General features: G+C 69.2%; 30 protein-coding genes. 13 read left to right on the top strand and 17 right to left on the bottom strand.

Translation table 11 applies throughout. From position 1 onward, the window contains the following. Nucleotides 1–52 precede the first annotated feature (52 nt). The 5 genes from ccsB to QRN26_RS01870 are packed head-to-tail and all read right to left on the bottom strand — an operon-like array spanning nt 53 to nt 4,736. Nucleotides 53–1,105 (bottom strand): c-type cytochrome biogenesis protein CcsB, encoded by a 1,053-nt coding sequence (gene ccsB / locus QRN26_RS01890; protein ID WP_056013928.1) that lies wholly within the window; start codon nt 1,103–1,105, stop codon nt 53–55. Further along, the gene (gene resB, locus QRN26_RS01885; RefSeq protein ID WP_056013925.1) at nt 1,102–2,766 is read right to left on the bottom strand and encodes a cytochrome c biogenesis protein ResB; all 1,665 of its coding nucleotides are present in this window, start codon (nt 2,764–2,766) and stop codon (nt 1,102–1,104) included. Before resB ends, ccsB begins: the two co-directional genes overlap by 4 nt. Next, complete coding sequence (locus tag QRN26_RS01880) at nt 2,750–3,496, bottom strand: cytochrome c biogenesis CcdA family protein (protein WP_285035053.1); 747 nt, start codon at nt 3,494–3,496, stop codon at nt 2,750–2,752. Before QRN26_RS01880 ends, resB begins: the two co-directional genes overlap by 17 nt. Next, nucleotides 3,493–4,101 carry a TlpA family protein disulfide reductase gene (locus QRN26_RS01875; protein WP_056013919.1) on the bottom strand — a complete coding sequence of 203 codons (609 nt, stop codon included), beginning with the start codon at nt 4,099–4,101 and terminating at the stop codon, nt 3,493–3,495. The genes QRN26_RS01880 and QRN26_RS01875 overlap by 4 nt, the downstream gene beginning before the upstream one ends. Further along, complete coding sequence (locus QRN26_RS01870) at nt 4,101–4,736, bottom strand: histidine phosphatase family protein (protein ID WP_056776740.1); 636 nt, start codon at nt 4,734–4,736, stop codon at nt 4,101–4,103. Before QRN26_RS01870 ends, QRN26_RS01875 begins: the two co-directional genes overlap by 1 nt. Before the next feature lie 85 nt (nt 4,737–4,821). Here QRN26_RS01870 and aspS point away from each other — a divergent pair, with 85 nt between their 5' ends. From aspS to QRN26_RS01855, 3 genes are all read left to right on the top strand, one after another. Then, complete coding sequence (gene aspS / locus QRN26_RS01865; RefSeq protein WP_056013912.1) at nt 4,822–6,162, top strand: aspartate--tRNA(Asn) ligase; 1,341 nt, start codon at nt 4,822–4,824, stop codon at nt 6,160–6,162. Nucleotides 6,163–6,173: 11 nt separating this feature from the next. Beyond that, nucleotides 6,174–6,626, top strand: a complete 453-nt coding sequence (locus QRN26_RS01860; protein WP_056013909.1) for a flavodoxin domain-containing protein — start codon at nt 6,174–6,176, stop codon at nt 6,624–6,626. Nucleotides 6,627–6,716: 90 nt separating this feature from the next. Continuing rightward, on the top strand, nt 6,717–7,493 hold the full coding sequence (locus QRN26_RS01855) for a putative protein N(5)-glutamine methyltransferase (protein WP_285035052.1): 777 nt from the start codon (nt 6,717–6,719) through the stop codon (nt 7,491–7,493). A 4-nt stretch (nt 7,494–7,497) separates the two neighbouring features. Here QRN26_RS01855 and QRN26_RS01850 read toward each other — a convergent pair whose 3' ends face one another. Both QRN26_RS01850 and QRN26_RS01845 read right to left on the bottom strand, forming a co-directional pair. Further along, nucleotides 7,498–7,812 carry a Dabb family protein gene (locus QRN26_RS01850; protein WP_056013904.1) on the bottom strand — a complete coding sequence of 105 codons (315 nt, stop codon included), beginning with the start codon at nt 7,810–7,812 and terminating at the stop codon, nt 7,498–7,500. A gap of 43 nt (nt 7,813–7,855) precedes the next feature. Continuing rightward, nucleotides 7,856–8,116 (bottom strand): glutaredoxin family protein, encoded by a 261-nt coding sequence (locus tag QRN26_RS01845; RefSeq protein ID WP_056013899.1) that lies wholly within the window; start codon nt 8,114–8,116, stop codon nt 7,856–7,858. Nucleotides 8,117–8,307: 191 nt separating this feature from the next. Here QRN26_RS01845 and QRN26_RS01840 point away from each other — a divergent pair, with 191 nt between their 5' ends. Next, entirely contained in the window at nt 8,308–8,607 is a 300-nt protein-coding gene (locus QRN26_RS01840; protein WP_056013896.1) for a helix-turn-helix domain-containing protein, read from the top strand. 22 nt (nt 8,608–8,629) lie between these two features. Here the strand turns inward: QRN26_RS01840 and QRN26_RS01835 are convergent, their stop codons facing one another. From QRN26_RS01835 to QRN26_RS01820, 4 genes are all read right to left on the bottom strand, one after another. Then, nucleotides 8,630–8,938: a hypothetical protein gene (locus QRN26_RS01835; RefSeq protein WP_285035050.1), complete on the bottom strand. Its 309-nt coding sequence runs from the start codon at nt 8,936–8,938 to the stop codon at nt 8,630–8,632. A 222-nt stretch (nt 8,939–9,160) separates the two neighbouring features. After that, the gene (locus QRN26_RS01830) at nt 9,161–9,259 is read right to left on the bottom strand and encodes a 30S ribosomal protein bS22 (RefSeq protein ID WP_003792170.1); all 99 of its coding nucleotides are present in this window, start codon (nt 9,257–9,259) and stop codon (nt 9,161–9,163) included. A 139-nt stretch (nt 9,260–9,398) separates the two neighbouring features. Continuing rightward, a complete protein-coding gene (locus QRN26_RS01825) occupies nt 9,399–9,593 on the bottom strand; it encodes a helix-turn-helix domain-containing protein (protein WP_056776748.1) in 195 nt (64 codons plus the stop codon). Nucleotides 9,594–9,721: 128 nt separating this feature from the next. Continuing rightward, nucleotides 9,722–10,126, bottom strand: coding sequence for an ArsR/SmtB family transcription factor (locus QRN26_RS01820; protein WP_056014679.1), 405 nt, complete (start codon nt 10,124–10,126; stop codon nt 9,722–9,724). 72 nt (nt 10,127–10,198) lie between these two features. On the opposite strand from QRN26_RS01820, the gene QRN26_RS01815 reads away from it, so the two are divergent. Next, entirely contained in the window at nt 10,199–11,641 is a 1,443-nt protein-coding gene (locus QRN26_RS01815; RefSeq protein WP_056776751.1) for a TrkH family potassium uptake protein, read from the top strand. Beyond that, nucleotides 11,634–12,305, top strand: a complete 672-nt coding sequence (locus QRN26_RS01810) for a potassium channel family protein (RefSeq protein ID WP_056013885.1) — start codon at nt 11,634–11,636, stop codon at nt 12,303–12,305. Before QRN26_RS01815 ends, QRN26_RS01810 begins: the two co-directional genes overlap by 8 nt. Before the next feature lie 4 nt (nt 12,306–12,309). On the opposite strand, the gene QRN26_RS01805 is transcribed toward QRN26_RS01810, so the two are convergent. Next, nucleotides 12,310–12,768: a GNAT family N-acetyltransferase gene (locus QRN26_RS01805; protein ID WP_285035049.1), complete on the bottom strand. Its 459-nt coding sequence runs from the start codon at nt 12,766–12,768 to the stop codon at nt 12,310–12,312. A gap of 61 nt (nt 12,769–12,829) precedes the next feature. Between QRN26_RS01805 and QRN26_RS01800 the strand changes: the two genes are divergently transcribed. Both QRN26_RS01800 and QRN26_RS01795 read left to right on the top strand, forming a co-directional pair. Next, nucleotides 12,830–13,429, top strand: coding sequence for a TetR/AcrR family transcriptional regulator (locus QRN26_RS01800; protein WP_285035048.1), 600 nt, complete (start codon nt 12,830–12,832; stop codon nt 13,427–13,429). Beyond that, a complete protein-coding gene (locus tag QRN26_RS01795) occupies nt 13,426–13,929 on the top strand; it encodes a GNAT family N-acetyltransferase (protein ID WP_285035047.1) in 504 nt (167 codons plus the stop codon). Before QRN26_RS01800 ends, QRN26_RS01795 begins: the two co-directional genes overlap by 4 nt. A gap of 16 nt (nt 13,930–13,945) precedes the next feature. On the opposite strand, the gene proC is transcribed toward QRN26_RS01795, so the two are convergent. The 3 genes from proC to tadA form a co-directional block, all read right to left on the bottom strand. Beyond that, nucleotides 13,946–14,788, bottom strand: coding sequence for a pyrroline-5-carboxylate reductase (proC, locus tag QRN26_RS01790; RefSeq protein ID WP_285035046.1), 843 nt, complete (start codon nt 14,786–14,788; stop codon nt 13,946–13,948). Nucleotides 14,789–14,837: 49 nt separating this feature from the next. Further along, on the bottom strand, nt 14,838–16,025 hold the full coding sequence (locus QRN26_RS01785) for a MarP family serine protease (RefSeq protein ID WP_285035045.1): 1,188 nt from the start codon (nt 16,023–16,025) through the stop codon (nt 14,838–14,840). Between the two features lie 82 nt (nt 16,026–16,107). Further along, on the bottom strand, nt 16,108–16,584 hold the full coding sequence (gene tadA / locus QRN26_RS01780) for a tRNA adenosine(34) deaminase TadA (RefSeq protein ID WP_285035044.1): 477 nt from the start codon (nt 16,582–16,584) through the stop codon (nt 16,108–16,110). Between the two features lie 51 nt (nt 16,585–16,635). On the opposite strand from tadA, the gene upp reads away from it, so the two are divergent. After that, nucleotides 16,636–17,268: a uracil phosphoribosyltransferase gene (gene upp, locus QRN26_RS01775; protein WP_056013869.1), complete on the top strand. Its 633-nt coding sequence runs from the start codon at nt 16,636–16,638 to the stop codon at nt 17,266–17,268. A 496-nt stretch (nt 17,269–17,764) separates the two neighbouring features. After that, a complete protein-coding gene (locus tag QRN26_RS01770) occupies nt 17,765–18,472 on the top strand; it encodes a winged helix-turn-helix domain-containing protein (protein WP_285035043.1) in 708 nt (235 codons plus the stop codon). A gap of 76 nt (nt 18,473–18,548) precedes the next feature. On the opposite strand, the gene QRN26_RS01765 is transcribed toward QRN26_RS01770, so the two are convergent. Beyond that, nucleotides 18,549–19,556, bottom strand: a complete 1,008-nt coding sequence (locus QRN26_RS01765) for a DMT family transporter (RefSeq protein WP_082455619.1) — start codon at nt 19,554–19,556, stop codon at nt 18,549–18,551. Beyond that, on the bottom strand, nt 19,556–20,830 hold the full coding sequence (locus tag QRN26_RS01760; RefSeq protein WP_082455621.1) for an AI-2E family transporter: 1,275 nt from the start codon (nt 20,828–20,830) through the stop codon (nt 19,556–19,558). The genes QRN26_RS01765 and QRN26_RS01760 overlap by 1 nt, the downstream gene beginning before the upstream one ends. A gap of 226 nt (nt 20,831–21,056) precedes the next feature. On the opposite strand from QRN26_RS01760, the gene QRN26_RS01755 reads away from it, so the two are divergent. From QRN26_RS01755 to QRN26_RS01745, 3 genes are read left to right on the top strand one after another with little or no spacing between them, the layout of a single operon-like run. Further along, complete coding sequence (locus QRN26_RS01755; RefSeq protein ID WP_056013865.1) at nt 21,057–21,605, top strand: RNA polymerase sigma factor; 549 nt, start codon at nt 21,057–21,059, stop codon at nt 21,603–21,605. Beyond that, on the top strand, nt 21,602–22,216 hold the full coding sequence (locus QRN26_RS01750) for an Asp23/Gls24 family envelope stress response protein (RefSeq protein WP_285035042.1): 615 nt from the start codon (nt 21,602–21,604) through the stop codon (nt 22,214–22,216). Before QRN26_RS01755 ends, QRN26_RS01750 begins: the two co-directional genes overlap by 4 nt. Continuing rightward, entirely contained in the window at nt 22,209–22,577 is a 369-nt protein-coding gene (locus QRN26_RS01745) for an Asp23/Gls24 family envelope stress response protein (protein WP_056013859.1), read from the top strand. The genes QRN26_RS01750 and QRN26_RS01745 overlap by 8 nt, the downstream gene beginning before the upstream one ends. The last annotated feature ends 196 nt before the right edge of the window (nt 22,578–22,773 follow it).

Raw genomic sequence — 22,773 nt, 5'->3', positions numbered from 1 at the left:
GCGGAGGGGTTCAGGGACCGGGGTCAGGGGCCGCTTCGGGGACCGGTCCCGCTTACAGGCCGCTGTAGGCGTGCAGGCCCTTGAAGAAGACGTTGACCACGACGAAGTTGAACATCACGGCACTGAAGCCGATGATCGCGAGCGTCGCCGCCCGGGATCCGCGCCAACCGCGGGTCGCCCTCGCGTGGATGTACCCGGCGAAGATCACCCAGATGATGAAGGTCCACACCTCTTTGGTGTCCCAGCCCCAGTACCGGCCCCAGGCCCGCTCGGCCCAGATGGCGCCGGCCATGAGGGTGAACGTCCAGAAGATGAACCCGATGATGTTCACGCGGTAGGCGAGGTTCTCGAGGCGTTCCGCGTTCGGCAGGGTGAGCAGGAAGCGGAGTCGCCCCGAGCTCTGCGCGGGCTGCACCAGCCCGAGTCGGCGCTCACGGCGTCCCTGCAGGAGCTGCACGACACTCAGCGCGAAGCCGATCGCGAAGAACGCCGTGCCGAGGCTCGCGACGAACACGTGGATGACCAACCAGGCGGACTGCAGCGCCGGTGGCAGCGGGACGACCTCGACGTAGAAATTGGCCGTCGCGAGGCCGAGCAGGACCGTGACGAGACCGATGACGAAGCTGCCGAGGAAGCGGAGGTCGACGCGCGTGATGACGACGAGGAACACGGCGACGATGAGCAGCGTGCCCGTCATCGCGAACTCGTACATGTTCGCCCACGGGACACGACCGGCGGCGATCCCTCGCGTGACGTCGGCCACGAGGTGGAGCAGGAAGGCGATGACGGTGAGCGAGACACCGACCCGGAGGCTCGGCGACTTGCGCGACGCCTGCTGCTCGGGCTCGTCCGCCGGGCGGCGGGACTTGCGGACCACGCCGTCGCTCGTGCTGATCGGCGCGACCGAACCGCCGTTCGCGTTGGCGAGGGCACCGACGCGTTCCTGGGCAGCGGGCTGCGCGACGCGCTCGCGTTCGGCGGCGTCGATCGCCGCGGTGACCTCGGCGCTCCGGCGCGCGAGGTCGAACGTGAAGGCGATGAACGCCAGCGCGTAGACGGCGACAGCCGACCAGAGGCAGAGGTTCGAGATTTCGACGAGGGTCACGGGGCGATTCTACCTTCGGGTTCGGACGGGACAGGCGTTGGGCTGTGGGCTTCCGCGATCGCTTCAACCGCGGCCTCGAGGCCGGGGTCCTCGCCACGGGCGAGGCCGGCGTATTCGAGCGAGACCGTGCCGTCGGCACCGGCCACGGCCTTCACCCACACGCGGCGCCTGGCGACGAACAGCGAGGTGATGAGGCCGGACAGCGCGAGGATGGCGAACGCGAGGACCCACAGCTGGGTCGGATCGTGGTGGACGTCGAACGAGGCGAACCGCTTGACCGAGCCGGCGTAGTTCTCCGTCGACGGGTTGGCGGCCACGTTGTCGAACGACACCGTCCCGAGCCCGTTCGGCAGGTCGGTGATCTGACCGGGCGAGAGTTCGATGGATTCGACGCCGGTGTCGCCACCCGTGAGCTGCTTCATGTCGTCGACGTCAAGCGCGTAGACCGACTTCGGGGCGCCGGCGTTGATGCCGAGGTCGCCGGAGTACACGTTGAGCGTCAACACCGGGTACGCGAGGTCGGGGTACGAGGAGAAGAACGGCGGCTTGGACGCGGCCTGCGTCGGGTAGAAGAAGCCGATCATGCCGAGCTGCTCGGCCAGACCGTCCGGGATCTTGACGATGCCGAGCGAGGTGAGCTGCGCATCCTGCGGGAGGAACGGGATCGAGTCGCTGAAGACGACCTTGCCCTCCGGGTCGCGGACCGTGATCGTCGGCGCGTAGCCGTTGCCGAGGAGGTACACGTCGGTGCCCTCGAACCGCAGCGGGTCGTTGACCTTGATCGTCGCGTCCTGCGGCTTCCCACCGGGTGAGGTCGCGGTGACCTTGGCGCGGTAGTCGATCGCCTGACCGTAGGCGTCGAGGTTCTCGGTCTCGTACGTCACGCCGAACTCGTCGAGCGTCAGCTTGTACGGCGCGAGTTCCGACTCGTTGAAGAAGCGGCCCGGGTTGAAGGAGTCGTAGTCGAGCAGGGTGTTGACGAAGGTCTGTCCCTCGACGAGGACCCGCTGCCCGGAGAACCCGAAGCCGCCGCCGAAGCCGACCGTCACGAGGATGCCGACGAGCGCCGAGTGGAAGACGAGGTTGCCGGTCTCACGGAGGAAGCCGCGCTCGGCCGATACGGAGGCGGAGCCCTCGGCGTCGTAGCGTTCGACCCGGTAGCCCTGCCGCTTCAGCTGCTTCGTCGCGTCGTCGATGAGCTCGGTGGGGGTCGCCCCGCTGTCGTCACTGCGGCGCTCGAACGCGGAGAGCCGGGACAGGCGCGCCGGCGTGCGGGGCGGGCGGGACCGGAGTGCCTGCCAGTGGTGCTTCGTCCGCGGGATCACACAACCGATGAGCGAGATGAACAGCAGGAGGTAGATCGCGGAGAACCACGCCGAACTGTAGACGTCGAAGGCCTGGACCTTGTCGAGGATCGGCGCGAGGTCCGGGTTGTCGGTGAAGTACTGCGTGACACCGTTCGGGTCGCTCGACCGCTGCGGCACGAGCGAGCCGGGGACCGCGGCGATCGCGAGGAGGAGGAGCAGGAAGAGCGCCGTGCGCATGCTCGTGAGCTGGCGCCAGAAGAACCGGAGCCACCCGACGAAGCCAAGCTTCGGCTGGTTCACGCCGTCGGCCGGAGCCGGGGCGACGGAATCGATGTGATCAGAGGGGCGTGACAAGGCCGCTCATCACCCCCTGCAACGAGTACATCCATGCGGACCAGAGACCAGAGACCATCAACACGCCGATCACGATGAGGAGCACGCCGCCGACGATGTTGATCGTGCGGATGTGCCGTTTGAGGAACGCCAGCGACCCCGTGACCCAACCGAGTCCGAGCGCGACGAGGAGGAAGGGGATGCCGAGGCCGAGGCAGTAGAACAGGCCGAGGAGGGCGCCTCGCCAGGCGGAGCCGCCGGAGAGCGAGAGGGCGCTGATCGCCGTGAGCGTGGGACCGAGGCAGGGGGTCCACCCGATGGCGAAGACGAAGCCGAGGAGGGGCGCACCCGCGATGCCCGTCGCCGGCGCCCAACTCGTGCGGACCGTCCGCTGGAGCCGGGAGAACTGTCCGATGAAGATGAGCCCCATGAGGATGACCACCGCGCCGAGGACGCGGGTGATCACGCCCTCCCATTCGACGACCCAGGCGCCGACGGTGCCGACGAACGCGGCGATCGCCACGAACACGACGGTGAACCCGAGGATGAAGAGGCTGACGCCGAGCAGGACGCGTCGGCGGCCGGCCGCGGACCGCCCCTCCTCGACCGTCGTCATGCCGCCGACGTACCCGAGGTAGCCGGGGACGAGCGGGAGCACGCACGGCGAGAGGAACGACAGCAGACCGGCCGCGATGGCGATCGGGATCGCCACGAGGAGCTGGCCGCCGTAGACGAGCTCGCCCAGACTCACTCTGCGGAGCTCTCGGCGATCGTGTCGCGGATGAGGGTGTCGAGGATCGTGCGGTCCTGCAGCTGCCCGAGGATGCGCGCGGCGACCCGCCCCTCGGCGTCGAGGACGATCGTGGTCGGCACGGCGTTCGGCGGCACGTTGCCGGTGAACGCGAGCTTCGCCTCGCCGCTGTCGACGTCGAGGATGGAGGGGTAGGTGATGCCGAAGGTGCCGTTGAAGGCCTTCGCCGTGTCGGCCGTGTCGCGCACGTTGACCCCGATGAACGTCGCACCCTTGCCGGTGTAGTCGGCGTTCAACGATTCGAGGTCCTTCGCCTCGGCACGGCACGGCGCGCAAGCGGCGTACCAGAAGTTCACGACGATGACCTGGCCGGCGTGGTCCGTGGAGGAGATCTGCTCGCCGTCCTCGCCGACGCCCGAGAAGGTGATCGGCTCGCCGCGGTCCTCGACGGCGACCTCGGTCACGCTGCCGTCACCCGCGACGTATCCCTTGCTGCTGCCCTCGCGGTACTGGTCCGCGAGCGGGTCGCTGCCGCAGGCCGTCAGCAGGAGTGCCCCGACGGCCAACACGGCGGCGACGGCGAACGTCCTCGATCTGCGGGCCATCAGACGGCACCGACATCGGTGGCGCCGGACGCGAGACGTGCTGCCGGGTCGACGTAGCCGACCTCCAGGAAGCCGTGCTCGGTGCGTTCGAAGGAGGTGATGCTCGACAGCGCGCACCGGCGTCGGCGGGGGTCGTGACGGTACGGCGCACCCACCACGGAGCTGTGCATCATCCAGATCGGCAACTGGTGGCTAACGAGGACGACATCGCCCGACGGTGTCGCCCGCCAGGCGTCCTCGATCGCGGCCGTCATGCGGTTCACGATCGACGCGTAGGGCTCGCCCCAGCTCGGCCGGGACGGGTTGCGGAGCTTGGCCCAGTTGAGCGGGTTCTTGAGCGCACGGCTCATCCGCTTGCCCTCGAACTCGTTGAACGGCTCGATGACCCGGGGCTCGGCGACGATCGCGAGGTCGAAGGCGGCGGCGACCGGGGCGGCGGACTCCTGCGTGCGCTGCAGCGGCGACGCATACAGGGCGCCGATCGGGCGGTCGCGGCTCACGAGGTCGTCGGCGGCGGCCTGAGCCATGCGCTCGCCGAGCTCTGACAGCCGGAACGCGGGGAGTCGACCGTAGAGCACACGAGAAGGGTTGTGCACCTCGCCGTGACGCACGAGATGGATCTGGTCGGCTACCACCCTCCAAGTGTACGTTTCCCCAAGCTGCGGATTCACCGTGACCTCCGTCCGGATCCGAACGACGAGCGACGGCTAAGCTGTCGGGGTGAGTGAACGCGTCGTTGTGAAGAACCTGGCCGCCCTGTCCGACGGTCCCGTCACCGTCTCCGGATGGGTCGAGACCGTCCGCGACCAGAAGAAGGTGCAATTCGTCGTCCTCCGGGACGAGAGCGGCGCCGTGCAGCTGGTGAACCCGGCCGTCCGGGAGCTCGACCCCGAGGTCGAGGGTTCCGCCGAGCGCCTCGCCACCACGGAGGCCATCTCAGCCCTCGCGCACGGCTCCTTCATCACCGTCACCGGCGAGCTCAAGCACGACGAGCGGGTCAAGCTCGGTGGCATCGAGGTCAAGGTGGCCACCCTGGACGTCGTCACCGCGGCGAACCCCGAGACGCCGATCGCGGCGGACTCCTCACTCGACAAGCGCCTCGACTGGCGCTTCCTCGACCTGCGCCAGCCGAAGCAGGCCCTCATCTTCCGCATCCAGACCACGTTCGAGCACGCGCTGCGTCAGTACTGGATCGACAACGACTTCATCGAGATCCACACCCCGAAGCTCATGGCGAGCGCGAGCGAGTCGCGTGCCGAGCTCTTCGAGGTCGACTACTTCGAGGGCAAGGCGTACCTCGCGCAGTCGCCCCAGTTCTTCAAGCAGATGGCGCAGTCCGCCGGCTTCGGCAAGGTGTTCGAGGTCGGACCCGCGTTCCGCGCCGACCCCTCGTTCACGAGCCGTCACGCGACCGAGTTCACGAGCGTCGACGCCGAGATCAGCTGGATCGACTCGCACGAGGACGTCATGACGCTGCACGAGGAGCTCCTCGTCGCCGGCTTCACGGCCGTCAAGGCCAAGCACGGCGAGCAGATCGCGGAACTCTTCGGCATCGAGCTCGAGGTCCCCTCCCGTCCGTTCCCGCGCATCCCGCTGGCCGAGGCCAAGCGCATCGTCGCCGAGCGCGGCTACGAGGTGCCCCGTGCCGACGACGACATGGACCCCGAGGGCGAGCGCCAGATCGCGGCCTACGTCAAGGAGACCTACGGCCACGAGTTCGTCTTCCTCACCGACTACGCCTCGAGCATCCGGCCGTTCTACCACATGCGCAACAGCGAGGACGGCTCGCTCACCAACAGCTACGACCTCATCTACAACGGTGTCGAGATCTCCACGGGTGCACAGCGTGAGCACCGCGTCGAGGTGCTCATCGAGCAGGCGAAGGAGAAGGGCCTCGAGCCCGAGGAGCTCGAGTTCTACCTCGACTTCTTCCGCTACGGCGTCCCGGCGCACGGCGGCTTCGGCATGGGCCTGGCCCGCGTGCTGATGCTCATGCTGCACGAGACCTCGATCCGCGAGGTGACCTACCTGTTCCGCGGCCCGACCCGCCTCGCCCCGTAGAGAGGACACCCATGAAGATCGTCATCCTCTACGGAACCGAATCCGGTAACGCCGAACGGCTCGCCAACGACCTCGGCAAGGCCATCGGCTCGCAGCACGAGTGGCGCGTCGTCGACCTCGGCGACGTATCCCCCGACGAGCTCTCGGCCGACGAGATCCACATCTTCATCACCTCGACGTACGGCGACGGCCTCCTCGGTGAGACCGGCCAGATCTTCTACGAGGCGCTCGAAGAGTCGGGTACCGACCTCGACGGGATCCGCTACGCCATCTTCGGTCTCGGCGACAGCAGCTACGAGGACACCTACAACCAGGGCAGCTCCCTGCTCGACGCCCTGTTGACGGAGAACGGGGCCACCCGCTTCGGCGAGTTCGGGCTCCACGACGACGGTGGCTTCGAACGCAAGAAGGACGTCGCGCTCGCCTGGCTGCCCGGCGTGCTCGCGGCAGCCGAACAGCTCTGAGCACAGCCGCGACGAGTCCGACGGTCCCGTCCGTGGCTCGGACCCCGCCGGCCGGGTAACCTCGATCATCTGATCGAGGGGTGCGATGTGATGGGTGCAACGAACGACGCGGTCGTCCGGCGCCTGCGCGACGCGGGGTGCGTGTTCGCCGAGGAAGAGGCGGCCCTCCTCCTCGCGGAGGCGACGGATCCGCAACAGCTCGAAGCGATGGTCCGGGCCCGGGTCGACGGCCGGCCGCTCGAACAGCTCCTCGGCTGGGTGGCGTTCCGAGGCCATCGGCTCGTCGTCGACGAGGGGGTCTTCGTGCCGCGCCAGCGGACGGGCCTCCTGGTGGAGCTCGCATCCGCGCACCTGCACGAGGGCGCGACGGTGGTCGAACTCTGCTGCGGTGTCGCCCCGGTCGGCGCTGCCCTGCTCGCGGAGTGGCCGGGCCGTCTCGAGCTCTGGGCGTCGGACATCGACCCGGTCGCGGTGCGGAGCGCCCGACGCAACCTGGCGCCACTCGGCGGGACCGTCGTGGCGGGCGACCTCTTCGGTGGCCTGCCGGACCGTCTCCGCGGGTCCATCGACGTCCTGGTCGCGAACGCCCCGTACGTCCCGAGCGCCTCGATCTCCCTGATGCCGAGGGAGGCTCGAGACCACGAGTCGGCGATCGCGCTCGACGGCGGTGCAGACGGCCTCGACGTCCAGCGGCGACTCATCGCGGCATCGCCGGAGTGGCTCCCCGCGGGCGCCCACCTCGTCGTCGAGACCAGCACGCGTCAAGCGGAGCGGACGGTGGGACTCATGGAGTCGACGGGCTACTCGGCCGTGATCCGGCGCGACGACGACCTCGACGGCACGGCCGTCGAGGGGGTCCGTCGCTGACGACTCAGGAGCGCGCGAGCTCGAAGTCCACGGCGGAGCGCTCGACGACGAGCTGACGCACGATCTGCACCACGCGGACGTGCTCCGGGTGCACCTGGTACCGCTCAAGGGCCTCGAGGGACGGGTAGTCGCCGACCAGGACGACGTCCCAGTTGCTCTCCGGGTATGCGATGTTGCGCCCGACCTGCAGGCTCTCGATGTCGTCCGGCATGACCGCGGCGAGGCCCTCCAGCTCCGCCTGCATCGTGGCGAAGGCGGCGTCGCGCTCGGTCTCGTCGGTGGCGGCCAGCTTCCAGCTGACGATGTGGCGGATGGTCACGTGAACTCCAATGGGTCGGGACGGTGGCGGTTGGGCCGACGACTCAGCCGGCGAGCAGGGCCGCCCGCAAGCGGTCGGGATCGATGCGCCAATAGTTGTGGACCTTGCCGTCGATGAGGACGACGGGGATCTCCTCCCAGTGGCGGTCGTGCAGGATCGGGTCGTCGAGGATCGACAGTTCCTCCCGCTCGATCGCCGGAGCGTCGGCGGGAAGACCGGCGACGACCTCGTCGATCACGGCACGCGCATCGTCGCAGAGGTGACAACCGGGTTTGCCGATGAGCGTGAGATGGAGAGCGGACACCCTTCCACTGTACGGGGTGGCCCACGGCCCGGGCGCGGTCTTCCGACGACACCTGTCGCTTTTCCGACGGGTGTCTGCGACGATGCTCGGGTGCGACCGGACGAGACAAAGAGTGACAGCAGCACTGGTGCCGGAAGCATCGGGTCCAGACGCTCTGGCCTCGGCCGGTCGAGGTCCGTTGTCATTGAGTGATGCCTGCACACTCTGAAGCCGCGACCATCCTCGGCGAGCGACTCCGCGCCGCTCGCAACGAGCGCCAGCTGACCCTCGAGGACCTCGGCGTGCTCGCCGGCATGCACTGGACGAACATCGGCAAGATCGAGCGCGGGCAGGTGCACCCGAGCGTCGAGACCCTCGTCCGCCTGAGCACCGCCCTCGACCTGGACCCGGCGCAGTTCGTCACGGGTCTCGACGCGGACATGTACCCGGGGCGGACGCACAAACTGACCGCGCGCGACCTGCTCGCGGCACGACGGGACCAGGAGCGCTGAGGCCTCACCCTCGCGCAGGCCGTCAGAAGGTGATGGGCCACAGGTACTGGCGACCACCGGGGCGGAACCAGGACACCTGCACGCTGCTCGCACGCGCGAGCGTGCTGCCGAGGACCTCGAACTCGAGCGCACTTTCCGGCGTCAACCGACACGGCTGCAGCGGCGAGAGCAACCCCGGCCCGATCATCCGGAGGACGACCCAGTGGACGGCTTCGTCGCTGACGTTCCGCAGCCGGTAGCGCGGGGCGTCGTCCCGCTCGACGATGAACGGCACTCGATAGGCGGGTTCGCGACGGTTGCGGCGGGCGATGGGCGGGAGTTCACGGGTCATGGGACGACGGTACGAACGACCGCCGACGATCTCGGGCCGAGGGGCCGCGTGCCGCGGCGTGCTGTGGACCGGTCGCTGCCTGGCTCGCTTGTGGAGGAGCGTCGTGGCCCTCAGCGCGAGCGTTGCCCGGCCACCGCGCCAACGCCAGAAAGCGCCATGCCCTCAGGGGCCGGCGCTTCCGGTGGACGCGATTTCGACGAGCGCTCCTGACGGAGCGGCTCGCTACTTCTTGTTGCGGCGCTGGTGACGGGTCTTGCGAAGCAGCTTGCGGTGCTTCTTCTTCGCCATACGCTTGCGGCGCTTCTTGATAACAGAACCCACGGATTTACCTCACAGAATTGGGGGGCTTGGCCGCAGGGATCGCGACCGAAGAGAACAAGTCTTGTCACCAGTCTAGCCGATTGCGGCGCGCGTCGTTCACACGTCGTTCGCCTGCAGGCTGGTAGGAGCGGGAGACCGCTCAGCCGACGTCGGCGACAGGACGCTGCCTGACCGCCTCGACAGCCGTCTCCGGAACCCGGAACGACTTCCCGAACCGGATGGCGGGGAGCTCCCCCGAATGCACGAGTCGGTACACGGTCATCTTGGACACGCGCATCATCTCGGCGACTTCGGCCACGGTGAGGAAGCGGACGTCTGCAGCATCCTGCGTCATCGAACCCCTCCGGTACGCCTGGGAACACTCTAGGACGGCGGTCCGAGGTCCGGATCGCCGCATGGCAACTCTAGAGGGACGACGACCGCCTGTACATCCCCTGGGTGAACGGTATGGAACCGGCAGGCCTACGGGCGCAGCTTCTTCGTGACCGACTGGACCGCGTGCGTGACGTCCGCAGCGACCTTCCCGACCGAGCCCGCGACCGCCTTCGCCTGCTCCGGCAGCGAGAGGGCGGCGAAGTCGACGTCGTCGTCCGCGTAATCGACGCTGAGGAACGGGATGAGCCAGTCCTCCACGTCCTCGAGGGGGGCGTAGTCCAAGCTGTAATAGCGGTGCTGGCCTTCCTCGCGGACCTCGACGAGTTCCGCTTCGCGGAGGACCTTCAGGTGCTTCGACACGGTGGGCTGGCTGAGGCCGAGCTGCGCGACGATCTCGGAGACACTCGTCCCCGCTCCGCCGTGCCGTTCGAGCAGCAGTGCGAGGATGTCCCGCCTGGTGGTGTCAGCGATCACGTCGAAAATGTCGGCCATGCTCCAACGATAGTGATCGAGCGCGCGGAGTACCATTGCCTCCGGCGCAGTCCTGAGGTGTTGAGGGGTCAGATGAGCGGCAATGCCATGGGTCGTCGTCCCGAGATCATCGTCCGGCACGGACTCGCACGGGTCAGGGAGGCCGTCAGCGACTTCGCGGCGAAGTCCACCTCCCGGTTCGCCATCCTCGTGTTCAGCTTCCTGATCTTCGTGTTCACGATGCTGTTCTCGCTCCCCATCGCGAGCGCAGACCGCGAGGTGACCCCGATCGCCGACGCCCTGTTCACCGCGGTCTCGGTCATCTGCGTCACCGGACTCTCCACTGTCGACATGGCGACGCACTGGTCCCTGTTCGGGCACGTCCTGGTGTTCATCGGCGTCCAGATCGGAGCCCTCGGCGTCCTGACGCTCGCCTCGATCCTCGGCTTCGTCATCGCCCGACGACTCGGCCTGCGCCAGAAGCTCATGGCCGCGAGCGACACCAACCCGCTGCGGTCGCATCACGGGCCGGTCGCCGAGGGCCAGGCCGTCCGCCTCGGCGAGATCGGCAACCTCCTCGTCACCGTCGCCGTGAGCGCCCTCGTGATCGAGGCGGCGCTCGCGGTCCTCCTGTTCCCGCGGATGCTGCTCGACGGCATCAACCCGTGGGACGCCGCCTGGAACAGCGTCTACTACGCCGCCATGGCGTTCACGAACACCGGCTTCACGCCGAACGCCGAGGGCCTCGCGGCCTTCGAGAACGACTACTGGTTCCTGAGCATCCTCATGCTCGGGGTCTTCCTCGGCAGCATCGGCTTCCCGGTCATCTACGCGTTGAGCCGCAACTTCCGGCGCCCGAGCCGGTGGTCGCTGCACGTCAAGCTCACCCTCGTGACCACGATCATCCTGTTCTTCGCGGGCGCGCTCGCCTTCATCCTGCTCGAGTTCAACAACCCCGAGACGTGGAACAAGTGGAACCTGTGGGACACGATCTTCCAAGGGTTCTTCCTGTCCGCGATGACGCGGTCGGGCGGGTTCTCGACCGTCGACATCGGTGATCTCAACGGCTCCACCCTGCTCGTCGCCGACATGCTCATGTTCATCGGCGGTGGCTCCGCGTCCACCGCGGGCGGGATCAAGGTGACCACCCTCGCCGTCCTGTTCCTGGCGGCGTTCGCCGAGGCGAGGGGCCGCGAAGGTGTCGAGGTCTTCCGACGCCGGATCCCCCAGGACGTGCTCCGCGTCGCGGTCAGCGTCGTCCTCTGGGGTGCGACCATCGTCGCCCTGTCCACCATCGTCATCCTGCAGATGACCAAGGCACCGCTCGACCACGTGCTCTTCGACGTCATCTCGGCGTTCGCGACCGTGGGCCTCAGCACCGGCCTCGTGTCGGACCTCCCCGACGCCGGGGTGTACGTCCTCGCGGTCACCATGTTCCTCGGCCGCGTTGGTACAGTGACACTCGCTGCAGCCGTGGCCGCGAGCCAGAGCGGCCAGCTGTTCAAGCGACCCGAAGAGAGGCCCATCGTTGGTTGACCGCATCAAGCACGACGCCCCGGTCCTCGTCATCGGACTCGGACGGTTCGGCGCCGCCTGCGCCGGCGAGCTCGACCGACTCGACCGCGAGGTGCTCGCGATCGACGACAACTCGGACCTCGTGCAGAAGTGGTCCGACCGGGTCACCCACACCGTGCAGGCCGACGCGAAGAACATCGAGGCCCTCCGCCAGATCGGCGCCCAGGACTTCTCGGTCGCCGTCGTGGCCGTCGGATCCTCGATCGAGGCGAGTGTGCTCATCACCGCGAACCTCGTCGACCTCAAGATCCCGCAGATCTGGGCCAAGGCGGTCTCCCAGTCGCACGGCAAGATCCTCGCCCGCGTGGGCGCGAGCCATGTCATCTACCCCGAGCGGGAGGCCGGCGAGCGCGTGGCGCACCTCGTGTCGGGACGGATGCTCGACTTCATCCAGTTCGACGACGACTTCGCCCTCGTGAAGATGTACCCGCCGAAGCCCATCCGCGGCCTCAACCTGACGGAGTCGGGCGTCCGCACGAAGTACCGCATCACGGTCGTCGGGGTGAAGTCACCCGGGAAGCCGTTCACCTACGCGACCGCGGACACCGTCGTCTCGAACCACGATCTGATCATCGTCTCGGGCACCTCCGCCGACATCGAACGCTTCGCGTCCCTCGAGGGCTGACGACTCAGTCGATGCGGCGGGCGTAGCAGCGCGACAGGGGTTCGTCGACGTAGGGCCCGAACGCGGGGATGGGCGAGTATCCCTCGCGCTCGTAGAACCGCATCGCGTCGGGTTGCGCGGTCCCCGTCTCGAGCAGCAGCTCCACGACACCGAGCGATCCTGCCTCGGCTTCGAGCGCTCGGAGCACCGCGGCCGCGACGCCGGTGCCGCGCGCCTGAGGAGCCACGAACATGCGCTTGATCTCCGCACGCTGCTCCCCGAGGAGCCGCAGGCCTCCGCAGCCGACCGGCGTGCCCACCTCGTCCCTCGCCACGAGGAAGACCGCGATGTCGTCCCCCGACGGCGGTGTTCCCGGCTCATGGTCGTCGCTGCCGTAGCGGGCGTCGAGCTCGGCGCGCTGTGCCCGGCGCAGTTCGGTTCCGGCCTCGTCTGCCCAGTCGACCCGGTCGATCGTGATCGTCATCCCATATCCCTTCATTCCGTAACGTTCATTACGGTAACATCTGTCACGAGGTGAGACGGACATGGCCAGAACGAAGGATCCCGAGGCGCAGGCGCGCATCTCCCACGCGGTCTGGGAGGTGCTGGGCGAGCACGGTCCCCAGGGGTTGACCCTGCGCGCCGTCGCAGACCGCGCCGGGTGCACGACCGGTCTCGTCCTCCACCGCTTCCCGGACAAGCGGGCGCTGCTGCTGCACGCACGGGACCTCCTCCACGAACGCACGGCGGCGCGTACGGCCCAGCTCGAAGCGTCCGCCGACACCCCACGACTCGCCCTGCGCGCCGTCCTCCGCCAAGCCCTCTCCCTCACCGAGGAGACCCGCCAGGAGGCCAGAGTCTGGCTGGGGTACCTCGCGGCGGCGCTCGACGACGACGTCCTCGCCGAACGGCATCGCGCGGGTCACGCGGTGTTCGTCGCCCGCACCCGGCGCCTCGTCGCCGAGATCCGGCCCGAGCTGAGCGCGGACGAGGTCGCGGCGACGGCCACGATCGTCGTCGGATTCGTCGAGGGCGTGAGCACCCTGAGCACGGCCGACGACGACCACTACGACGCCACAGCCCAGCTCGCCGCGCTGGACCGACTGCTGTCCACCCTCGGGCTCGACGAGACGAGCGACGCATGATCGTCGTCCACCGGTGGGCGGAGGCGACCGCCCACCACCGCGAACGGTTCTCCGAGCTCCTCGAGGGGTACCACCGGCGGACCGAGCACGAGAAACTCCTCGGCCGGGAGCCGCGTGAGGACGAGGCCGTTCCGACGACCACCCTCCCCGCCCGCTACCGGGCCGAGGTCGCCGACCCGGGCACGGCCTTCGCCGCCGACGAGATCCTCTTGGCTGTCGAGGACGGTCGGGTGCTCGGCTGCGTCGTGCTGACGGCCGGCCCGTCGCCGGAGCTCAAGCGCCTCTGGGTCGACCCTCGCGCCCGCCGCCGGGGCGTGGCCGCGACCCTGCTCGAGGCTGCGACGACCGCCGCCAGGCGACGGGGCGACGACACGGTGCGTCTCTCCGTCTGGCACTGGCGGTCCGCTGCGATCGCGCTCTACCGACGGTCCGGCTTCGTCGCGGTCGTCTCCTGGGACGACAGACCCGGCCTCGACTGCTTCGTGCGGTCGCTGGGCTGATCGGGTCCTCGGCGGGTCAGGACGCCGAGAGCTCCTCGGCACGTGCGATCGCAGCGGCCGCGGCACGGTCGAAGGTCTCACTGAAGCCCGCCTCGGCGAGGACCGCGAGCGCACGCTCCGTCGTCCCCTTCGGGCTCGTGACGTTGATGCGCAGCTGCTCGGCGCTCTCCCCCGTCGTCGCGAGCAACTCCGTGGCGCCCCGGAAGGTGCCGTTGACCATCAGCGACGCCTGCTCAGGCGTGAAGCCGAGGCCGATCGCCGTGCGGGTCAGCTCCTCGACGAGGTAGTAGACGTAGGCGGGACCCGAGCCGGAGATGGCGCTCAGCGCGTCGATCTTCGACTCGGGGATGACGACGACCTGGCCGACCGTCTCGAAGAGCGCGGTCACCACGGCGAGGTCCTCGTCGGAGGAACGGGTGCCCGGGGCGAGCCCCGTGACCCCCAAGCCGACGTAGGACGGGGTGTTCGGCATGGACCGCAGCACGGACACCGACGCCGGAAGGGCGGCTTCGAACGCGGCTCCGCGGATGCCTGCGGCGAGGCTCACGACGATCGTCCCCGGCTGCAGCGCGTCGGCGATCTCGGCGAGGAGGTCGGCGACCAGATAGGGCTTCACGCCGATCAGGACGATCTTCGCCGCAGCCGCCGCCCGGCGGTTGCCGTCGGCATCCTGCTCGAGCGCGATCGAGGTGACCCCCGGCAGCTCGGCCAGGGCCTCCGCCTTGGCGATCGTCCGGTTCGTGACGGTGATGCCACCGTCGACCTCGACACCCGGTTGGACGAGGCCACGCAGCACGGCCCCTCCCATCGAACCGGCTCCGAGGATGGCGATGCTGGGCAGGCTGATCGTTTCACTCACCCTGCGAGTCTAGGGACCCGCGTGCTCGTCGGCACCTGCCCGGATCGGGTCAGTCGGCGAGACAGGCGCCCGACGGCACCGCCGACTGGAGGGAGGTCGCGAGCGCGACGACCGGCAGGACCTCGTCCATCGCCAAGGCGTAGCCGATCGGCGCGGAGTCCGCGTCTCGAGCGAAGATGACGCCCTCCACCTCGCCGGACTCGGTGAGGAGCGGACCGCCGGAGTTCCCCGGCTGCACCGTCCCCGACAGCGTCACCACCTGTCGGCTCGTCGGGTTCGCTCCGGTGATGTCGGCGACGAGGCTCGGCCCGACGACGATGACCTGCGCGCCACCCGCGGTGTACGGGCCGCCGAACGGGTAGCCGGCGACGACCGCCTTCGCCCCTGGCGCCGGGTTGGCGGCCAGCGGCAGCACCCGGGCACCGAGCCCGTCGACGCGGATGACGGCGAGGTCGTCGACCGGGTCGAAGTAGACGATCCGCCCCGGCTTGGGCATGGACCCCGGCACCTCGACGACCGGCTCGCTGACGCCGGCGAGGACGTGCGCGTTCGTCATGACCAGGTCGTCGGCGAAGACGAAGCCGCTGCCGGTGAGGCTCCGCGCACAGGACTCGGCGGTGCCGCTGATGCGCACGACGGACTCGGACGCCGTCTGCAGCGCCGGCGTCGAGGTGTCGAGCTGCGGGGCCGCCGGGACGTCCGCCGTTCCACCGAAGGCCTCGATGACTCGCTGCGCGCCGCCGTCGACCACCGTGGAACGCAGCTGGGCGAGCGTGCTCTTCACCTGGACGGGCGTGACGCGATCGATCGTGCCGATCACCGCCGAGGACCCCACGGCCTGCGCGAGGAGCGGGATGCCGAGTGACCCCACACCGAGCGCGGCGGTGACGAGGACGAGCGCGGTGACGACCAGGTTGAGGGCGGCTCCCAGGAGTCGCTCCAGTCCGCGCAGCGGGGTCTTCCGGACGACCGAACCGATGGCCCCACCGATGACGGCACCGATCGTGTACCCGATGCTCAAGAGGACGACGGCTGCGGCGACCGCGGCCCAGCCCCGCCAGGCCGTGTCCGGAACCCAGGAGGCGACGAGCGGGATCGCGAAGAAGGCGCCCACACCACCCGCCACGAGGCCGACCAGTCCGCCGAGGCTCCCGAGGAGCCCGGCGCGCCACCCGCGGATCACGAACACGATCAGGATGACGACGAGGACGATGTCGAGGATCACGCCGGGTTGCATCCTGCGATCCTGCCATCACCGACCGACAGTGGCCTCCGGAAGTGCTGGGAGCCCTTCGACAGGCTCAAGGACCGGGGGCGACTCAGGGAGCTGTGACGCCGCTCGGCCCGCGGAAGAAGTCGGTGAGGAGCGTCGAGCAGCGCTCGGCCTCGACACCGGCGTAGACCTCCACGCGGTGCTGCAACCGCCGGTCGCGCAGGACGTCGTAGACCGAGCCGACCGCGCCGGCCTTCTCGTCCCAGGCGCCGAACACGACGCGCGGGATCCTGGCCGCGAGGATCGCTCCGGCGCACATCACGCACGGCTCGAGGGTGACGACGAGCGTGAGCTCCGTCAGGTGCCAGTCGCCGAGTGCGCTCGCGGCGGCACGGATCGCGACGACCTCGGCGTGGGCCGTCGGGTCGGTGTGCAGCTCCCGCTCGTTGCGGCCTGCCGCGACGACGGTCCCGTCCGGAGCGACGAGGACGGCGCCGACCGGGACGTCGTCGGTCTCCAGCGCCGCCTCCGCCTCGGCGAGGGCGAGGTCCATCCAGGCGACGAACTCGGGCGGTGCGTGCATCCGTCATCTCCCCGAAATCCTCGTCACCTCGCGAGCGACTAGATTGATCGTATGCGAGTGCACGTAGCCGACCACCCTCTCATCACCCACAAGCTCACGGTGCTCCGCGACAAGACGACACCGTCGCCCGTGTTCCGGGCCCTCACCGAGGAACTCGTCACCCTGCTCGCCTACGAGGCGACCCGTGGCGTCACCGTCGAGGAGATCACGATCCAGACCCCGGTCACCGAGACCGTCGGCGTCAAGATCAGCGAGCCGCGTCCACTCGTCGTCCCGATCCTGCGCGCCGGACTCGGCATGCTCGAGGGCATGGTGAAGCTGCTCCCCACGGCCGAGGTCGGATTCCTCGGCATGGTGCGCAACGAGGAGACGCTCGAGCCCACCACCTACGCCGAGCGACTCCCGGACGACCTCTCCGACCGCCAGTGCTTCGTCCTCGACCCGATGCTCGCGACCGGCGGCTCGCTCGCCGCCGCGATCGACTTCCTCTTCCAGCGCGGAGCGGTGCACGTCACCGCGATCTGCCTGCTCGCCGCCCCCGAAGGCCTCGAGCGCCTCGAGGCCGAGACCGCGGGCAAGGACGTCACCATCGTCCTCGGCGCCCTCGACGAGCGTCTCGACGAGAACGGCTACATCGTGCCGGGCCTCGGCGACGCCGGAGACCGCCTCTACGGCGTCGTCTGAGCCGCGACCTCCCGCTGACCCGAGGCGGATCGGCGCCCTGACGGGCGGCGGTCCGCCTCGAACCGTTCCACGGGCGCCCGCAACACCCCCACGCAACAAACCGTCATCTGGCGCAGATACTTGACAGGATCCGGGCCGTTCCTGTTGTATTGCGGACTATGACGACCAACGCGCCCACCCTGACCTCCTTCGAGGCCCCTGGGGACGCCGGCATGATGATGCCCGGCCGCGCGGTCATGTGCTGCCGAATGTGTCGCTGATCCGACACCTCCAGCATCGGTAGCGATCCCGTCGGATCCGCTCCACTGCTCCAGCACGACAGAGTCCGTCGCTCCCCCACCCGGTGAGCCGACTCCCGGACGCACCCCGTCCGCACCCGGCCGACGCGCCACCTTCCCGGATCGCGGGACCGCCACTGCCCACCGGCAGGCGGGATCAGCCCGAGCGCACCGCGCACGATCCGCCGCAGCATCATCACCCCGAGGACTTCCCGCTCATGTCTCTTGCAGCCGTTCAGACCACCCGCCCCGCCCGCCAGCTCGCCGCCGTCGAGGACGCCCCTCGTAGCGCGACGCCGCACGTCCGCGCCGTTCCGGCCGGTCCGGAAGCCCGCGGCTTCGTCCTCTACGTCGGACTCGACGAGGCCAAGGCGCAGGCAGCCGGTACGAGCCTCGGCGAAATCGTCGAGGCCATCAAGGCCCTGACCGCCCAGTTCGCCCCTGACGCCGAGACGCACGCCGCCGTCGCCCTCGCACCCCGCGGTGCCGGCGGACGCGACCTCGACGTCGTCCGCCTCGCCCTCCAGGACCCGTCGGCCCTCGCGGCCCACCGTGACGAGGTCGAGGAGGAGGAGCAGGACGTCGCCCACGCCGGCGTCGTCGTCGACATCTCCCGCAAGCGCCTCGTCCTCGACAACGAGCCCGCGGCCCTCACCTACAAGGAGTTCGAGCTCCTGCAGTACCTCGTGCTCCGCGAGGGTCGCACCATCGAGCGTGCCGAGCTCATCTCGTCCCTGTGGCGGGCCGGCGACGACGAGGAAGTGCCCAACGAGCGGACCATCGACGTCCACGTGCGTCGTCTCCGCGCCAAGCTCGGTCGCTACGAGGACATCGTGCGCACCGTGCGCGGGGTCGGCTACCGCTTCGACCGCCACGCGGACGTGTCGATCCGCTACGCCAGCACGCCGTCGCCCGACCTCTTCTGAGCCGCAGCGGGGCAGCGCACACGAACGGGCCCGGCGGGTGGACATCCACCCGCCGGGCCTGTTCTCATGCCACCGGTCACTGCACGCGTGGGCGCTTCGGGGTCTCTCCGGGAGCCGGCACCGGACGCATCGCGAGCTTCCAGACACCGAACACTGCGATCGCTCCGGCGACGACGAACAGGACGAGCGCGTACCAGGGGGCACTCGAGGCCTCGCCCAGCACCACGATGCCGATACCGACGGCAACGAGCGGATCGACGACGGTCAAGCCGGCGACCACCAGGTCGGGCTGACCGCTCTGGTGCGCCTTCTGGACGAAGAAGCCGCCCAGTCCGGCAGCGACGAGCAGGGCGACGATGCCGACGACCGTCAGGCCCTCGAAGTTCTGCGTGATGACCCGGTTGATGACGACCTTCGCGAGCGTCACGACGAAGCCGTACAGCACCCCGGCCGCGACGACGTAGAACACCGTGTGCAGCTTGCGGCGCCACAGCGCGTAGGCGCCGGCGAGCGCGAGCGTCACGACCGCGAGCATGATCAGGATGATGATCAGCTGCGGCTGGCGGATGGGTTCCTCGATCGCGTACAGGGCTGCGACGATCACGAAGAGCCCGATGCCCGCGACGCAGAGCACCATCGCGCGGGTCTGCTCCTTCGTGATGCGGACCTTCGTCACCCTGGCGTTCAGGAGGGCCGTGATCACGAGGGCGATCGCGCCGAGCGGCTGGACCACGATGAGTGGCGCGAACGCGAGGGCGACGAGCTGGAAGACGATCGCCAGCGCCAGCAGGAGCGTGCCGATGAGCCACGACGGCCGACCGAGCAACTGCGGCAACTGCTTCAGACCGAAGGCCGACGATGCGGCCTCGACCTTGCCGACGCCACGGGACTGCAGCTGCGTCCCCACCGCGAGGAAGAACGCGCCGACGAGCGCGATCGGGATGCCGATGGCCTGGTACGGCGTGACGGAGATCGTCGGCAGGTCGAGGTCTCCGGCCGTCCGGAGCGACTCGGCCACGAGACCGGCGGAGCCGGAGAGCACCAGGGCGCCGGCGGCCAGGGCCGGGAACGTCGCGATCCCCATCACTTGGCCGCCGCACTCGTGCCGACGGCCGCCGTCTCAGCGTCTCCGAGCTTCTGCTCCGGGACGACCTTGGCGTCCTGGCTCGGGAAGACGACCTTCTGGACGATGATGATGATCGACGCGGCGACCGGGATCGCGACGAGCGCACCGAGGATGCCGCCGAGCGCACCGCCACCGAACGCCGCGATGACCACGAGGGCGCCGGGCACGGCGACGGCCTTGTTCATGATGCGCGGGCTGAGGACGTACGCCTCGATCTGCATGTAGATCAGGTAGTACCCGATCGCGAAGAGCGCGGTCACCGGCGAGGCGAAGAGACACAGGGCGCTGTTCACGATCGACGCGCTCAGCGTTCCGACGAGCGGGATCATCGATCCGATGAAGGCGAGGAGCGCGAGCAGCGGCGGGAACGGGGCGCCGATGATGCTGAGGAAGATGAAGCTCAGCACACCGTTGACGAGCGCGAGGCCGACCTGGCCGACGACGTATCGTCCGACGGCCTGGGTGATCTCCTCGAGCACCTGCGCGAAGCCCTCGCGGCGGTAGGCGGGGAGGAAGCGGTACGTGACGGCCTTCATCGAGCGGAGCGACGCGAGGAAGTACAGCGTCAGGATGAGGACGATGATCGCGCCGGTGATCCCCGAGGCGACGCCGGCGCCGACCGCGACGATGCCGCCGCCGATGTTCAACAGGTTGTTCGGGTCCTTGAAGAACGCGAAGACGTCGTTCAGCGCGGAGTCGATGTCGAGGGTGTTGCCCACGGTGTTCTGGACCCAGCCGACGAAGTCGCTGTTGAGGAACTGCTGCGAGATCCTCGGGTAGTCGTTCACGAAGTTCGTGATCTGCGTCACGAGCAGCGGGACGATGGCGAAGATGATCCCGACGAAGGCACCGATCACCGCGAGGAAGACGACCGCGATCGCGAGGCCGCGGGGCAGCTTCTGTTCCAGCCACGACACGAGCGGGTCGAGACCCAGGGCGATGAACAGGGCGACGCCCACGTAGATCAGCGTGGTGCTCAGTTGGGTGACGATGCTGCCCAGCACGAGCGCGACGAGCACGCCGATACCGCCGACGAGGCCGATGCGGAACGCGTTGATCCGGACGCTCGGTGCCGAGGGCTGCAGCGCCGCGACCACCGCGGCGGAGGGCGGCGAGGACGCCGCCGCCTTCGCTGCCCGTTCCTGCTTCGCCTGCTCGTGCTTGGCGCGCCTGGCTTCGCGCTCCTCCGGGGTGGAGGAGAACCCCGGCAACCGGAGCTTGGGGGTCTTCATCGTGCGGTCTCCTCGGTGGTGATACGGGTTGGAGCTGGTCGGAATCGGTACATCCTGCGTCTCCTTCGTACGGCGGTCGCTCGGACCGCCGCTCTGTGCCTACAGTAGTGAGACGGAGCGTGGCCCGCTGATGTCACGCTCCCTTCTGGGGAAAGCGGTCGCACGATGTCGCGGGTCGGATCAGAGAGGTGGCTGCACGGTGGGAGCTGAGCCTGCGCGGACACCCGTGAGCCTGCTCGATCAGGCGACGGACCGCACCCTCGTCGAGCGCTGCGTCGACGGCGACACCCGCGCCTTCCAGGTGCTCATCACCCGATACGGCCGGATGATGAAGGCATACGCCGTCCGACTCACCCGTTCCTCCGCTGACGGCGACGACGTCGTCCAGGAGGCGCTCATCTCGGCCTGGAAGCGCATCGACACGCTCGAGGACGGGGCGATGGTGAAGAGCTGGCTGATGCGCATCGTCAGCCGGCGGGCGATCGACCTCATGCGGCAGCGCAAGGACACCGACTCGACCGACGACGCCGTCATCGAGGCGCCGGAACGCGACGGGCCGGAGCGGAAGGCCGAGGCGTCCTCACAGCTGGGAGCCCTGTCAGCCGCGCTCGACAGACTGCCGCACGGACAGCACCAGGCCTGGGTGCTCCGCGAGATCGGCGGGTACTCCTATGAGGAGATCGCCGAGCAGCTCGGGCAGAGTGTCGCGAGCGTGCGAGGGAGCCTCGCCAGGGCGAGAGCGAAACTGATGACGGAGATGGAGGGGTGGCGATGACCGACGGGACCCAGAGCGACGGGTTCGAGCCGGGCGGGTGCGCACATGGCATCGACGCCCTCACCGACTACCTCGAACGGGACATGCTGCCGGCGGACCCCACGATCGACGACTCCCCCGAGTGCCAGCGGATCCTCCGCTCGCTGCGGCGGGTCCGCTCACTCGCGGCGCCGCTGCTCGAGGCCGACGAGGAAGCGGTCACGACGCTCGACCAGGACTGGATCCGCGGGATCATGGAGAACATCGGCCGCGAGGCCAAGGCCGGCCGCGACATCCCGTTCGCGACGGCCGACGACGATGCGGCACTCGTCATCACGGAGGGGACGGTCCGCGGCCTGGTCCGCGGTGCCGGCGACCGCACCCCCGGCGTGCTCGTCGGCCGGTGTGTGCTCGACGGCGACGTGACGGTGGTCGGCGAGCCGATCACCCTGCACGTCACGGTCAGCATCGGCTGGGGCCGTTCGGTCGCCGAGGCTGTGGCACAGTTCCGCGAGGAGGTGCGCGCGAGTCTCGTGCAGCACACCGACCTGGTGGTGGCGGGGCTCGACGTCGTCGTCGACGACCTGCACTTCGAGGCCGAGCAGCACGGAGAGGTGGGGGACGGTGAGTGACCTGACGGACACGGGCGACGAGCTCGACACGCTCGCGATGGTCCTCGACGCGGCCGTCGAGGCGGTGCCGGGGGTCGTCCGGCTCACGGCGGCCGAACCGACGCTGGTGCGTGCCGCGCGCGAGGGCGTCGGAGCGCTCCTCGGCGCACCGGACCAGAGCGCGCGCGTGAGCGTCAAGCGGGTCCGCGGCGCCGTGTCCGTGCACGCGAACGTCGCCGTCGCCGCGGAACACGCGTCGCCCGCCGTTGCGCAGGCGGTGCACCGCGCGATCGCTGAGCTGCTCCCCTCGCCCGACGACGCTGCCGCTCCGACGATCACGGTGCGCGTCGTCGACGTCGTGCCGAGTGGCTCGCAGGAGTGAGCCCGGACGCTCCGCGCCGGTAGCGTCACTCGGGGAATTCCCAGTAAAAATAACAGTTCGATAACTACCGCTCGTTACCGATCCGTTATATGGTTTTGGAACGTCAGATGTTTGCTGTGGCAGCTGACGGAATGTGATTGCAGGACACTCTTGGTGCAAGGGAAAGAGAGCCGGTCGTAGCCTCTGCGACCGGCTC

The organism is Plantibacter sp. ME-Dv--P-095 (genome assembly GCF_030209365.1).
Taxonomy (GTDB): Bacteria; Actinomycetota; Actinomycetes; order Actinomycetales; family Microbacteriaceae; genus Plantibacter.
The sequence above is the reverse complement of the archived record's forward strand: the minus strand, read 5'-3'. Positions and strand labels throughout refer to the sequence as shown.